The sequence below is a fragment of the Bacillus sp. SIMBA_005 genome, from assembly GCF_046535585.1.
Lineage (GTDB): Bacteria > Bacillota > Bacilli > Bacillales > Bacillaceae > Bacillus > Bacillus pumilus.
This window is the reverse complement of the sequence record NZ_JAWRWI010000006.1, coordinates 150,029-162,491: the sequence shown is the minus strand read 5'-3', so window position 1 is coordinate 162,491 and position 12,463 is coordinate 150,029. Positions and strand designations below refer to the sequence as shown.

The window sequence follows — 12,463 nt, the reverse complement described above, 5'->3', positions numbered from 1 at the left end:
TGCAGCGGCTCTTTTACTTTTCCTTTAACATTGCGAACATATCACGCGCCATCGCTTCTAAAATATACACAACGGGCGTCTGTGTCGTGATATTGGCTCTGTGAACCCGTTCGTCTGTCACGTAATAAGCAATGTTTAAATCTGAAATGCGCGAAATCGTGCAGTGCTGATTGTTTGTAATACTAATGATTTTGCTTCCTTCTCTTTTTAACTTCGAAATATGATCAATCGTAATACTGTTCTCCCCTGATACCGACAGCACAATGGTGACACTATTGTCTAAATACTGCATATTCATCGGGAAAAACGGATCATTGATGTAAAATGAAAATTTCTCAAGACTTGAAAAGTACCTTGCCCCATACTGCGCCAAAATACCAGAGCTGCCCGTGCCAATAAACAGCACATTTTTCGCATCGGCAATGAGCCCTGCTGCCTCTTTAATCTTCCCTTCAAAGTCACCTTTTAGTGTACGTTCAATAAATTCATATAGAAAGTGCTGGGTGCTTTTTAAAGTAGGTGTCCGCTCTGATTCTAAATACATTTTGAGTTTCACTTTAAACTCTGAAAAACCTTCACAATTCACTTTTCGGCAAAAGCGAAGGACAGACGAGGTGGAAATATGGGCAGCATCTGCTAAGTCCCGAATTCTCATATACACGACCTTTTCACTGTTTTCCATGATATATCGGTATAAAGCGCTTTCTAATTCATTAAAGCTGGAAATGACCTCACTTGAAAACATCTGACTTCCCCTTTCTCCAACAGCATGTCACAATGTGTTTCTTTTATGTAACAAATCTCTAAATAGGGCACCCTTGCCTAAAGACGCTGAAGTCATTTACGCACGAGATGCTCTCACGATAAGCTATAGATGTACAAACAAAAGAATTGGCTTTTCTCTATTATAACATTGCGCGTTACATTATTCGGAGGTGCAGCACATGGCAAAAGGATTAAAGGTTGTCACAATTGGCGGAGGATCAAGCTATACGCCAGAGCTTGTAGAAGGATTTATTAAACGGTACGATGAATTTCCGATTAGCGAGCTTTGGCTTGTCGATATTGAAGCAGGAAAAGAAAAGCTTGAAATCGTCGGCGATCTTGCCAAACGAATGGTGAAAAAAGCAGGACTTCCAATCGAGGTTCATTTAACATTAGATCGCCGAAAAGCGCTTGCGGGCGCTGATTTCGTCACAACACAATTCCGTGTCGGACTTCTTGAAGCACGTATGAAGGATGAACGCATTCCTTTAAAATATGATGTCATTGGTCAGGAAACAAATGGTCCAGGAGGTCTATTCAAAGGACTTCGTACCATTCCAGTGATTCTAGATATTGTCAAAGATATTGAAGAACTATGCCCAGATGCATGGCTTGTGAATTTCACCAACCCAGCTGGTATGGTCACAGAAGCTGTTCTTCGCTATTCAAACCATTGCAAAGTCGTTGGCTTATGCAACGTGCCAATCGGCATTCGCATGGGAATCGCCAAAGGACTTGATGTCGATGCAAGCAGAGTCGAGGTCAGCTTTGCTGGATTAAACCATATGGTCTTCGGACTCAACGTATTCTTAGATGGTAAAAGCATTATGGATCAAGTCATCGAAGACATGGCAGATCCAAACTCTACGATGTCGATGAACAACATTCAAGCCATTCCGTGGGATGCTGATTTCTTAAAAGGGCTTGGCGTGATTCCTTGTCCATATCACCGCTACTACTACAAAACAAGTGATATGCTGGCTGAAGAGAAGAAAGCAGCAGAGAATGAAGGAACTCGTGCAGAAGTCGTTCGTGCACTAGAAAATGACCTATTCGAGCTTTACAAAGACCCTGATCTTGATATTAAGCCGCCACAGCTTGAAAAAAGAGGCGGTGCTTACTACAGTGATGCAGCGTGTAACTTGATCGCATCGATTTATAACGACAAGCATGATATTCAGCCTGTAAACACGATCAACAATGGTGCCATCAGTGACATTCCAAATGATTCTGCTGTAGAACTGAACTGCGTCATCACAAAAGACGGTCCTAAACCAATCGCTGTTGGCGAAATGCCAGTCGCAGTCAAAGGACTGATTTCTCAAATTAAATCCTTTGAACGTGTTGCCGCTGAAGCAGCCGTGACAGGAGATTACAACACCGCACTTGTCGCAATGACGATCAACCCGCTCGTCCCATCAGATGCGATTGCAAAAAGCATCCTCGATGAGATGCTAGAAGCACACAAAGAATATTTACCACAATTCTTCAATAAAGTAGAAGCATAAAACAGAACCGCACTTGTCAAAGTGCGGTTTTCTTATTTCTCTGTAAACAGCTGGTCCATCTGAGGGCGATCATAGTCTAATAGCCAGTGCTGCAAGCCCTCATAGACTGGCCGAAGACGCTCAGCATCTGCCGCAATAAGATCACAGCCTCGATCATCATATAAGTGGAAAATCATCTGTTTTGAGAGATTGATGAGATAAATTTCATAACCAAGCTTCCCATTCAAGATTTGATTCGGTGCATAGAAATCCTCTTGGCATATGGCATGCAGAAGTGGGCGTAAGCGTATATCTTGCAGCTGGCAAGTCAACGTAAATCTCTCCAATGTCAGGGGCTCATCTAGTTCTGATCTGACATAGGTCAAAAGCTCGTGACGCAATCGTTTGCGTACTTGCCGGCGAACATATTTTTGATAGACTAGTAGCTTTTGCTTCATCAATTCATGTTCATGCTGCGTATAGACATCCGTGACAAATAGAATATCGTCTTCTGGATCAAAAGCATATCTGACAATTTTCAAAGCACGATCTCCTGCTTTTTCTAATACAACTGATTTTTCTCCTAATGACCAATCTGCCACTTCAAAGCGAAGCCCAAAAGGCCATTCATAAAAAAGAGGCGGCGTGAGGACAAGATTAGAAAAATGACTTTTTAAAAAACTATTCGTTTGATCGCTCATGTCATGTCCTTCCATTGGTTTTATTTCTTATTTTACCGTTGAAACTGATGGAAATAAAATTGGAAATAAACTGTCATTTCTTATATGATAGAAAGAGATGGAGGTGTGACCAATTGAAAAAATGGTTGTTACAGGTGTTCCTCACCGCATTGATCACTATGTGGATACAGGCTGGACTTGATCAGGCGAACATCATTCATATCACCAATGTATGGGTCGATGCCAGCAGTTGGATCCTGATCTTCTTTGTTATCTACGCACTTTTTGAATGGACAGCTCACGTCTTAGCAAAAAGGAAAACTGCTCATCGCTGAACATCTCTTTTCATAGAGATGTTTTTTGTTGAAATTCTTCCTGCACAAGTTCATGAATGACGCCCATTCCTGCCTGGCTTCCAGCTGCTGCGGCAAGGACAAGCTGAGCTGGCCCGCCTAAATTGTCACCGCATGCAAAGACACCGCTGACGGTTGTACGTCCAAGAATATCTGTTTCGATACCGCCATTTTTCGTCATTTGACAGCCTAGTTTTTCAGCAAATGGAGCTGACTGTTTGAATTCACTTGCGACAAATCCGCCTTCTCTCTTCACCGTTTCCCCATTCGCAAGGTGAATAGAGTGCATTTGCCCATTCTCATGATGAATGGACATAATCGGTACATCAATGACTTGGATAAAATGTGCTGATAGCAATGCCTTCTCCTCTTCAGCAAACACTTGCTGTCCATTCGTAAACACGATCAAATCCTTTGTCCAATTGGAAAGAAGTTTAGCCATATGCAAGGCGCGTGGATTCTCAGCAATGAGAGCAAGCGGCTTGTCCTTTAGCTCCCAGCCATCACAGAAAGGACAGCTAAACAACGTCTTTCCATACACTTCATGAATCCCCTTCATCTCTGGCAGTATATCCTTTAGTCCTGTTGCCAATATGATTTTCTTCGCTTCAAATCTTTCTCCCTCTTGTGTCAGTAACGCAAAGTTGTCCTCATTGTTTTGTATCTCAACAATTCTAGTTCGTTTGATTTGGATATTGGGGTAGTTTTGAAGATCTGCTTCACCCGCTTGTCTGATCTCAAACGGTGTCATCCCATCGTTTGTAATAAACCCATGTGATTCCTGAGTCACTCGATTTCTTGGCATCTTGTCATCGAATACAATGACCTGTTTTCTGCCCCGTCCCACAACAAGTGCTGCACTTAATCCAGCTGGTCCGCCTCCAATAATGGCACAATCTAATAACATATAAATCTCTCCTTTTTATTAAAGACTTTAAAGACTCTTAATATCTATAATTTATTCAAAAAAAATCACATCTTGAAAAATGGATTTTTTTCTGTCTGCTCAATTTGGCTAGCGATATCAACTAACCGCTTTTGACTTAGCGCTTCCTGCATTTTCATTTCAACATCCTGCATGGCTTGTTCAATCAAACAACCATCATGAGGCATAAAAGAATCATGTTCTAAGGAACAACGAAATAAATTGGTTTGTCCCTCTACCGCCTGAATGACGTCTAAAAATGAAATGTCCTCTTTCTTTTTCAGAATGGTGTAACCACCTTTTGCACCAGGTGTTGATTCAATCAATCCTGCCTTCACAAGCTTTGTTAAGATTTTGGATAAATAAGTGGATGAAAGGTCTTGCATCTTGGCGAGAGGCTCAACGCCAATTGCTTTCCCCTTTGGTGCAAGGGTTAAAAATACCATCGTATGAAGCGCATAGTTGGTTGCTTTAGAATATTTCATCAGACGAATCCCTTTCTATCTATTATAGACCTTTTATATCTGTAATTGATCATAAAAGATTCAAGAAGAAAAAGCAAGTCTTGTGGATCTGCTTCTTTTTTCATTCCACATTTCGCATTTCCTTCCGATAATAGAGGTAAGCACGAATCAAATTTTGATGAAAACTAGAAGGAGTGAACAAAATGTCAGATCAACAGCATAATGCAGCACACGAAGAAGAAGAGGAATTTAACGTATATGACATGCTTCCACCCGCAGGAACAATCATTGGTGAAGCAACAGAAGAAGAAATGGAAGCTGCGGCAGCATTAGAAGTGAGACATTACGCCTTTATGCGTCTTCAAGACTCGTACATTCAATTTGACGGATCTTCCTATAAAGAATTGCTCAAAGACTTTCAAGAACTAGAATTTGATTCTGCAAAGTTTTGGAGAGCCATCGCACGACGCCTGCAAGTCCCATATGAATGGCCCATCCGAATCGACCACGCAAACGGTCCTATTTATATTGGCGAAACAGAGGATAGCCGTGAGGTTGAGGAGAGTGCGGAGTAAGGAAATGTGACCCCCTTTTTGAAAAAGGGGGCTTTTCGTCTCCTTCACAAGCCATCGATTGAAAAAACAAATAAGCAATATGAGCATTGTCACGCCCATATTGCTTATTCTCGTGTTATGTTAACTCTGGCCAAAAGGCTTGATTTGCCACAATTAAGTCATCTAGAATATCTTTTGCTACTTTAGCACTCGGCACCGTTTTCGATAATGTAATAGCCTGCCATAGTTTTTGATAGGACCCTTCTTCAAATGCTTCTACTACTAATTTTTCTACGCCAACTTGCTGCTCCATGAGACTTTTTTGAAATCTAGGAATTTCTCCAACCACTAACTTTTCTGGACCGTTGCTGCCAACGATACAAGGAATTTCGACCATAGCTGTTGGATCAAAGTTCCTGATTGCGCCATTGTTCTCCACAATCATCAGCATCCGTTCCTTTTTATTAAAAGCAATGGCTCTTGCTAAATCAACGATATAGGAAGCGTGCTCATCAATGGCTAGCTGTGTTTCCTTTGCAGTACCTTTATCAATGATAGCCTGACATTCACTAAAAACAAAGGCTTCCCGTCCCTCCATCACTTCATTGGCACGTGTGAACTCTATATTTGAATGTGCCACTTCTTCATCTGGAAATAGATAGTATTTCAAATACGTATTCGGTACCGTTTTTGGATCAAGTGCTTGAATATCTTTAGCCTTTTTTAATGTGCTGTTCCAGCTCTTTTGCTGTTCTAATTCAGATGTTCCATCTGTTGCATAACCATGCTGGCTTACATGCTGAATGACCTCAGGCATTAAGCTATTTCCTTTTTTATCTCGAATATCTGTCCACCAGCCAAAATGATTTAAACCATAGTAATCTACTTCCAGTTCTTTACGTGAAGATAAGCCTAAATTCTTTGCAATCAATTCTTCAATTCCAATCGGCATATCGCATATGTTTAAAATTTTGGCATTCGGCCTTAGCTTACGTGTTGCCTCTGCTACTATTGCTGCAGGGTTAGAATAGTTTAACATCCAAGCTTTAGGAGAGTATTTTTCCATATAATCGACAAGTTCTAAGACACCTGGAATGGACCGCATACCGTAAGCGATTCCCCCTGGACCGCATGTTTCCTGTCCAACGACTCCATGCTTCAATGGAATTTTCTCATCTAATTCACGCATTGCATATTTGCCGACACGGATATGTGCCATCACAAAATCGACTTGAGTAAAGGCTTCTTCTGGGTCAGTACTTGCCAGCAGTCGAACTTCTGGCGCTCGTTCTTTTAACATAATCTCACAAGCATCTGCAATTGTCTTTTGTCTAGTTTCATCATTATCATAAAGTTTAATTGTATGAATTGGGAACTCATCTAAATAGTCTAACAGCATCAAAATGATTCCCGGTGTAAATGTACTTCCGCCTCCAGCGATCGTAATATTAAATGTTTTCATGATATCCAGCTCCTTTTTCAATCTAATGAAAGTTTTGTTTCAAAGGACTCTCTCACTTGCGGTACACTTAAGCCAACGATGATTTGAATGCTTTGACCACTCTTAGCCATTCCGTGTGCCAGTTTATTTTTTGTAAAGTATTCTCTATCTTTCACCAAGCTAGGGTCAATCACTGTAATACGCAGACGCGTGGCACAGTTTGTCACATCTTTAATGTTTTCTTTACCGCCAAGGCCTTCTAAGAAATAAACGGCTTTCTCTTCGTACTCAGACGCATAAACGGGCACTTCCTTTTTGTTATGATCCTTTTTATTAGCATTCTCATAATCTTGTTTTGTATATAGCCTCGTCTCCTCCTCATGTTTTCGTCCTGGTAATGGAATATCAAATTTCACAATCACCCATCTAAATATGACAAAATACAATGCTGTAAATAGACATCCAATTGTGGCTTGGATCAGATAAATCCCTCCATGATTTGAAGAGAGCGGAATCCAGTTCAAAGCAGCTATTTCAATAAGCCCGGAACCCATCATTCCGACAACACCAAACATATTCATGATGGTCACCATGGTTGCTCCAAGAAGTGCATGTATGACAAATAAATAAGGCGCGAGAAATAGGAATGTAAATTCAAGTGGTTCTGTAATTCCGGCAAATACCGCTGTTAATGTGGCGGGTAATACCAATGCCAAAACCTTTTTTCTGTTTTCTTTCGGGGTAGAAAAATACATCGCTAGAGCTATCCCTAAACAGCCGAACATCTTAATATTTCCATGCAGTAAAAATCCGTATGGATAAAGATCCTTCAAATCGGAAGTTGAGGTCGCAAATTCATTTAAATGAGCAATCCAATATGGTTTTAACCCTCCATTTACAGCCGCTGGACCAAACTCAAAAGGTGTATAAATAAAATGGTGAAGTCCTGTTGGAATTAACACCCTTTCCAAAAAATGAAACAGCCAGACACCAATATAACCAGACTGTGCCATGAACCCTTGGAGAGATTGAATTCCCTGCTGAACATAAGGCCATACAAAAGCAACGACAAAAGCAATAGGAATCATCACAAAGAATCCGATGATGACAACAAAGACAAGCCCCTGGAAAATCCCGAGCATTTCAGGCAGTTTTTGATCATAAAAACGATTATGAATCCAAATCACAATTCCAGATATCATCACCGCACCAATGATACTTGTATCGAGCGTAGGTATACCCGCAATTTCTTTTACACCCGCTACGTTCTCGACTCCTTGCGATAAATCAACACCAAAAGTGGACGGCCAAAGTGTCAAAATAGCATGAATATAATTATTAAACACAAGATAAATCATCAAAGCTGCGAGCGTCGCACGTGCTTGCGCTTTTTTTGCAAGAGAGATCGGCAAGCCAATCACAAATGCCAGCTCCATATGATTGAAAATCGTCCACCCTCCACTTTCAATCAGTGTCCAAGCCTTATACCACATCGTACCTTCTGCAGCCATATCCCCCATAATCGCTGGATTCTTACATAAAGTCGCAAGGCCGACAACAATACCAAAAAACGCGAATAAAAGGACTGGAACTACCATAGCACTGCCAAATCGCTTGATTGCATTCATAAGCATCACCCCTTTGTTTGATCCATAACACCACTGTAAAGGGAGCGCTTACAAAAACCAATAGGATTGACGTATTTAGAAATCAAGTTGTAACATTAGATTATATTTTCACAGGAAGAAAATATTTTCATGTTGGAGGGCACATCGCATGATATTGGACAAGCTGGTAAATGAATACTTCGAAGATTTAAATAAGAATGACCTGCACATTATTAAAACGATTCACGATCATCTTGAAGAAATGAAGACAATGAAAATTCAGGATCTTGCTCGTTATGCTCATACTTCCATCTCCTCCATCCATCGACTTGCCAAAAAAATAGGTTTCGACGGCTATAGTGACTTAAAGTCTTATGTGAAATTAAATCACCTTACTGAAGAATCAACACAGGATTTAATGAAACTACTCGATCAAGATATCAACCAGACAAGGAAATATATGGAGCAGCTGGACTTTCATCAATTAAATCAACTGATTGACCGCGCACCATATATTTATATTTATGGTACAGGAACTGCACAGCTCGATTTGGCCAATGATGTACAACGGCAGCTATGGTCACTGCATAAGAAATCTCAAGTATTACGAAGCAAGCGAGACTTAACAGATGGAATCATTGAATTTGGTGAGGATGACCTTTTATTTATCATTTCTTTATCGGGTGAATCGAAGAATCTAGATGAAATCATTCAATTAGTGAAAACGAGACATATCAAATTTATCAGTATGACCACATTGAGAAATAACCTCCTTGCACAAAATGCCATGTTTAACATCTATGTAAGCAGCACCCCGTTTCATTTGTATAACAAAGTGGACAACTCAAGCTTTCTACCATTTTACATTGTGGTAGATATGATCGTCAGAAAATTTAGTGAGTGGAAATGGAATCAATTGAATAATAGGACTTAAAAATAACAGGTACATTTTTGGAGTGAAATGGTGAAAGAATCCATATTGCTTCATAAAAAAGAGAGACATTTTTGTCTCTCTCAAAAAACACCAAAACATTTTTCTGAAATAAGTGATGACTGCTCAATCTTATTCAGCAGTATAATGCCCCGCAATCAATTCATCAAACGAATCCGCTAATTTGAAATCCGTCTCATATTCTAAATCAAAGTAATGAACCGGCGGATGCTCCTTTGTTTCTCTATAGTCCAATGTAATCCACGTATGTCCATCTCCACAAATAAGCACAAGTCCTTCAGGCAATTCCCATTCTTCTATTAAATAATCACTATCCATAATACCTTCGCCTTTGGCAATTCCTCTTAGATGGTTGAACTGTACATGATCCTCTGCCCATCCATTCGGCTGGTCCGTTGGAAAAGCATTATGCAGGGTATAACCGCCATTTTGTTCAAGAATCAGTTTTTTATATGTATCAGGCAGGATGATGCCTAGCTTCTTTTCCGCTTTTGCAATGCCTTTCTCATTGATTTTCTTAAATGTCTCTTCACTTTCTATGTCTTTATCCCAAAATGATTTCAAATATAATACCTCCAATTGTTATTTCTATCTCATTTTACCATTTGGAGCAACTAGTTTAATAGTCCTATTCATAGAAAAAAGAGAAGGGCTTCCCCTCCTCTTTTCAATGGTTATTGCTCTTGATTTCTCGCTTCAAATTCATCTAGCATTGCACGCACTTCATCTGTTGATGATGTATTCATTAATTGATTTCTTAGAAAACTCGCTCCTCTGAACCCTTTTACATAAATCTTAAAGAAACGGTGCAGTGCCTTGAATGGACGCAAACCTAGTGATGAATATTGATCGTGAAGATCAAGATGCAATCTTAAAAGACCTAGTAGCTCATCACTCGTATGCTCTTTCGGCTCTTTTTCAAAGGCAAATGGGTTATGGAAAATTCCGCGCCCAATCATCACTCCGTCCACTCCATACTGCTCAGCGAGCTTTAAGCCTGTTTGACGATCAGGAATATCACCATTGATCGTCAAAAGCGTATCAGGTGCTACTTCATCACGAAGTTTTTTGATCTCAGGAATGAGCTCCCAATGCGCATCCACCTGGCTCATTTCCTTTCTAGTACGAAGGTGGATCGATAAGTTCACAATGTCTTGCTCCAAAATGTGTCTGAGCCAATCGTGCCATTCATCAACCTCTGTAAAACCAAGTCTTGTTTTGACGCTGACAGGTAATCCCCCTGCTTTTGCCGCTTGAATCAGCTCTGCCGCAACATCTGGGCGAAGAATCAATCCACTGCCCTTCCCGTTTTGCGTAACATTCGGGACAGGACAGCCCATATTAATATCAAGCCCCTGAAAACCTAATTCCGCCATTCCAATGCTCATCTGTCTAAAGTTCTCAGGCTTGTCTCCCCAAATATGAGCAACAATCGGCTGCTCATCCTCTGTAAACGTTAAACGCCCTTTCACACTTTGAATCCCATCAGGATGGCAATAGCTCTCACTATTCGTAAACTCTGTGAAAAACACATCCGGTCTCGCCGCCTCACTCACAACATGACGAAACACAACATCTGTCACTTCTTCCATTGGTGCTAATATAAAAAATGGCCGCGGTAAATCACGCCAGAAATTTTTACTCATCTTTCATCCAATTCCTCTCATGACATAGCGCCTTTTAAGGGCATGTCCTTCTATAAAGTCTTTCAGCAATTTTTATCATTATATACTTTAGTAAGGATTCAACGCAAAAGGAGTATAAAATGAACAAAATACTATCAGCACTTTATAAAATATCAAAAATTTGAGGAGACGTAAACGCCGTTCAAAAAGCTACTTCAGGTAAACATGTCACGCGACGGGCAGCAGGTACAGCATCCGGCAAACTAATGAAAAGATATTCAAATAAAAAAGCCCTATGCAGGGGCTCTTTAAATTGTAATTGCCTTTTCTGTTACATGATAAGTGTTAGAAGTAATGATTTTATCAAGTGACCAACCGGCAGCGAATAACACAGAAAAAATTGTTAAACTGATAAATAACTTTTTCATCATAACGCCTCCGCCATTTTTAGTATTTGTTGTTGTGCTTTAATGGTCTTTTTTAGATATTCTCTATTCAATTCAAAATTCCCTTTTTGATAATGATAATCTGCGAGTTTATCTGATAACTCCGCTACATCTTGCCACAAACTTTTGCTTTCTAAATAACTGAGGCTTTCATTTACCTCCGATTCATTATATTCTTCAAAAAGCGCATAAATGATTTTTAATTTAGCTATATATTCTTGATCGTCTGCAAAGTTAGCTCTATTAAAGCCAATGGTGAAATATTGGTTTCCTCTATCTTTTTTATCTTGTTCGTAGAATACCCAGGACAACATATAAAGTGTTCTAATTCCCGAGATCGTTTCGGCATGTTCTTTTATTTGAATTGAATTTAGAAATTCATTTTCTGCGGTTTCAATTTCTCCGGCTCTTTTTTTCACTAAACCTAAATTATGATGTATTACACCAATAATCCGTTGGGCTGTTTCCTCATTAAGCTCTTGAGCCAAGCTCAAGGCTTCCCTATAATAAGATTCTGCCTCATCTAAGCGGTATAAGTCGTACATATTCGCTCCAAATTTGATATTACAACCGACTACTTTCGCTTTGTAAAACTCGCTTGTTGAATACATTTCTTTTGCTTTTTCCAAATGGTTTAACGATACGAAATGTTGATCAATGCGATAATATGCATCAGCTAGTTTGTAATGAAATTCGGCTCTTTCTATATCATCGGGAACATTCTTTAAATGTTCTTCAGCAGCCTTGTAAAAATTTATAGCAGCAACATAATTTTTTTGGTGGAATTCGTGCATACCTCTAAAGAAGTTTGAATAGTAGTCAAGCGTTCCTTTGACGTGGGGCTGTTTGTTCTCTATTTCTCTGAGTAAATCGGGTAAAGTGGGGCGTTGTTGATTCATTTCAATAGGCACAAGACTTTCAAGCATGAGTCGATGCCTAAACTCCATTAATTGATAATATAGCAGTAAATCTTGATCCTCTTCCATGTCCTCTATTTCTCTTTCAACCTGTTCTTTTAAAATCTCTGCGTCCGGCACGCTGAATGTCCTTATAAATCTATACCAATCATTTATCAATATACCAACTTGAGAAGAAAGAATTTTCTCCACTCCTACCATCCCCTTTCTTGCTATTCCCTATAATGACATATATTATCATTTTCGA

The 12,463-nt window shown here is 39.8% G+C and carries 12 protein-coding genes and 1 pseudogene; 4 read left to right on the top strand and 9 right to left on the bottom strand.

Annotated features, from left to right (window positions below):
• Positions 1-13 precede the first annotated feature (13 nt).
• On the bottom strand, positions 14-745 hold the full coding sequence (locus SB660_RS11800; protein ID WP_180309425.1) for a MurR/RpiR family transcriptional regulator: 732 nt from the start codon (positions 743-745) through the stop codon (positions 14-16).
• Positions 746-944: 199 nt separating this feature from the next.
• Between SB660_RS11800 and SB660_RS11795 the strand changes: the two genes are divergently transcribed.
• Positions 945-2,273 carry a 6-phospho-beta-glucosidase gene (locus SB660_RS11795; RefSeq protein ID WP_410582680.1) on the top strand — a complete coding sequence of 443 codons (1,329 nt, stop codon included), beginning with the start codon at positions 945-947 and terminating at the stop codon, positions 2,271-2,273.
• A gap of 32 nt (positions 2,274-2,305) precedes the next feature.
• Here SB660_RS11795 and SB660_RS11790 read toward each other — a convergent pair whose 3' ends face one another.
• A complete protein-coding gene (locus SB660_RS11790; protein WP_410582678.1) occupies positions 2,306-2,953 on the bottom strand; it encodes a DUF3885 domain-containing protein in 648 nt (215 codons plus the stop codon).
• A gap of 113 nt (positions 2,954-3,066) precedes the next feature.
• Here SB660_RS11790 and SB660_RS11785 point away from each other — a divergent pair, with 113 nt between their 5' ends.
• Complete coding sequence (locus tag SB660_RS11785) at positions 3,067-3,267, top strand: hypothetical protein (protein WP_323641426.1); 201 nt, start codon at positions 3,067-3,069, stop codon at positions 3,265-3,267.
• A 10-nt stretch (positions 3,268-3,277) separates the two neighbouring features.
• On the opposite strand, the gene SB660_RS11780 is transcribed toward SB660_RS11785, so the two are convergent.
• Together SB660_RS11780 and SB660_RS11775 are read right to left on the bottom strand one after the other, a co-directional pair.
• Entirely contained in the window at positions 3,278-4,192 is a 915-nt protein-coding gene (locus SB660_RS11780) for an NAD(P)/FAD-dependent oxidoreductase (RefSeq protein WP_169057295.1), read from the bottom strand.
• Between the two features lie 65 nt (positions 4,193-4,257).
• The gene (locus SB660_RS11775; protein WP_268497718.1) at positions 4,258-4,695 is read right to left on the bottom strand and encodes an Rrf2 family transcriptional regulator; all 438 of its coding nucleotides are present in this window, start codon (positions 4,693-4,695) and stop codon (positions 4,258-4,260) included.
• A 182-nt stretch (positions 4,696-4,877) separates the two neighbouring features.
• On the opposite strand from SB660_RS11775, the gene SB660_RS11770 reads away from it, so the two are divergent.
• Positions 4,878-5,249 (top strand): hypothetical protein, encoded by a 372-nt coding sequence (locus tag SB660_RS11770; protein ID WP_024718616.1) that lies wholly within the window; start codon positions 4,878-4,880, stop codon positions 5,247-5,249.
• Between the two features lie 115 nt (positions 5,250-5,364).
• Here SB660_RS11770 and SB660_RS11765 read toward each other — a convergent pair whose 3' ends face one another.
• Together SB660_RS11765 and SB660_RS11760 are read right to left on the bottom strand one after the other, a co-directional pair.
• Entirely contained in the window at positions 5,365-6,690 is a 1,326-nt protein-coding gene (locus SB660_RS11765) for a 6-phospho-alpha-glucosidase (RefSeq protein ID WP_268497719.1), read from the bottom strand.
• A 17-nt stretch (positions 6,691-6,707) separates the two neighbouring features.
• Entirely contained in the window at positions 6,708-8,297 is a 1,590-nt protein-coding gene (locus SB660_RS11760; RefSeq protein ID WP_410582674.1) for an alpha-glucoside-specific PTS transporter subunit IIBC, read from the bottom strand.
• Positions 8,298-8,445: 148 nt separating this feature from the next.
• Between SB660_RS11760 and SB660_RS11755 the strand changes: the two genes are divergently transcribed.
• Positions 8,446-9,210: a MurR/RpiR family transcriptional regulator gene (locus SB660_RS11755; protein WP_268497721.1), complete on the top strand. Its 765-nt coding sequence runs from the start codon at positions 8,446-8,448 to the stop codon at positions 9,208-9,210.
• Positions 9,211-9,342: 132 nt separating this feature from the next.
• On the opposite strand, the pseudogene SB660_RS11750 reads toward SB660_RS11755, so the two are convergent.
• From SB660_RS11750 to SB660_RS11740, 3 genes and pseudogenes are all read right to left on the bottom strand, one after another.
• A pseudogene (locus SB660_RS11750) lies at positions 9,343-9,792 on the bottom strand (SMI1/KNR4 family protein); the annotation flags it as partial.
• A 110-nt stretch (positions 9,793-9,902) separates the two neighbouring features.
• Complete coding sequence (locus tag SB660_RS11745; RefSeq protein WP_339165170.1) at positions 9,903-10,874, bottom strand: tRNA dihydrouridine synthase; 972 nt, start codon at positions 10,872-10,874, stop codon at positions 9,903-9,905.
• 406 nt (positions 10,875-11,280) lie between these two features.
• The gene (locus SB660_RS11740; protein WP_339165168.1) at positions 11,281-12,417 is read right to left on the bottom strand and encodes a response regulator aspartate phosphatase; all 1,137 of its coding nucleotides are present in this window, start codon (positions 12,415-12,417) and stop codon (positions 11,281-11,283) included.
• Positions 12,418-12,463: the final 46 nt, after the last annotated feature.

Excerpts from the sequence above, each read along its gene's own strand:
- SB660_RS11800 (WP_180309425.1), bottom strand. The coding sequence starts at position 745 with ATGTTTTCAAGTGAGGTCATTTCCAGCTTTAATGAATTAGAAAGCGCT.
- SB660_RS11795 (WP_410582680.1), top strand. The coding sequence starts at position 945 with ATGGCAAAAGGATTAAAGGTTGTCACAATTGGCGGAGGATCAAGCTAT.
- SB660_RS11790 (WP_410582678.1), bottom strand. The coding sequence starts at position 2,953 with ATGAGCGATCAAACGAATAGTTTTTTAAAAAGTCATTTTTCTAATCTT.
- SB660_RS11780 (WP_169057295.1), bottom strand. The coding sequence starts at position 4,192 with ATGTTATTAGATTGTGCCATTATTGGAGGCGGACCAGCTGGATTAAGT.
- SB660_RS11775 (WP_268497718.1), bottom strand. The coding sequence starts at position 4,695 with ATGAAATATTCTAAAGCAACCAACTATGCGCTTCATACGATGGTATTT.
- SB660_RS11770 (WP_024718616.1), top strand. The coding sequence starts at position 4,878 with ATGTCAGATCAACAGCATAATGCAGCACACGAAGAAGAAGAGGAATTT.
- SB660_RS11765 (WP_268497719.1), bottom strand. The coding sequence starts at position 6,690 with ATGAAAACATTTAATATTACGATCGCTGGAGGCGGAAGTACATTTACA.
- SB660_RS11760 (WP_410582674.1), bottom strand. The coding sequence starts at position 8,297 with ATGAATGCAATCAAGCGATTTGGCAGTGCTATGGTAGTTCCAGTCCTT.
- SB660_RS11755 (WP_268497721.1), top strand. The coding sequence starts at position 8,446 with ATGATATTGGACAAGCTGGTAAATGAATACTTCGAAGATTTAAATAAG.
- SB660_RS11745 (WP_339165170.1), bottom strand. The coding sequence starts at position 10,874 with ATGAGTAAAAATTTCTGGCGTGATTTACCGCGGCCATTTTTTATATTA.
- SB660_RS11740 (WP_339165168.1), bottom strand. The coding sequence starts at position 12,417 with ATGGTAGGAGTGGAGAAAATTCTTTCTTCTCAAGTTGGTATATTGATA.